Annotated in this window: 1 protein-coding gene; it reads left to right on the forward strand. The window is 29.1% G+C overall.

Going from position 1 to position 577, the window contains the following annotated elements:
* Window positions 1-251: 251 nt before the first annotated feature.
* Window positions 252-563 carry a hypothetical protein gene (locus AMN84_RS04980; RefSeq protein WP_143755525.1) on the forward strand — a complete coding sequence of 104 codons (312 nt, stop codon included), beginning with the start codon at window positions 252-254 and terminating at the stop codon, window positions 561-563.
* Window positions 564-577: the final 14 nt, after the last annotated feature.

Raw genomic sequence — 577 nt, forward strand, 5'->3', positions numbered from 1 at the left:
AAAACAGAAAACACTAAATTATTAATACATTAAAAACAAAAGTAATTCTAACCTAAAATATAAACAAAACTATACACGAAAACTTAGGAAATATTAACATTGCAAAAAAAAACAAAGATATAAAGTATAATCACAAGAAGTACCCAAAGCTAAAACATAACCTTGAGCCTAAAATACAAACGAAACGCCCAACTAAAAAAACGCAACCGTCAAAATAGGAAAGAGAGAAAAATGAAGGCGGAATAAGATCAATGAGCTACAAAAACTCATTCTTCACAGATAAATGTGAGTCCAATAATTACACAGCAAGTTTTCGACCATTATGGAATTGGACAAATGAAGATAAGAAGCTCTATAAAAATTTTTACAAAATCAAACACTCAGACTGCTACGAAATATATGGAATGACAAGAACAGGGTGTGCTGGATGCCCCTTCAACTTAAATCTACAAAATGATCTACAGATATTAGAAAGTTATGAACCCAGCATGCATAAAGCAGTATGCAGTATATTCAAAGACGCTTATAATTATATAGAAAAATACAATAATTACAAAAATTAAAATATAAATAAGTC

It is taken from the genome of Candidatus Pelagibacter communis (genome assembly GCF_001180105.1).
GTDB classification, from domain to species: Bacteria; Pseudomonadota; Alphaproteobacteria; order Pelagibacterales; family Pelagibacteraceae; genus Pelagibacter; species Pelagibacter ubique_K.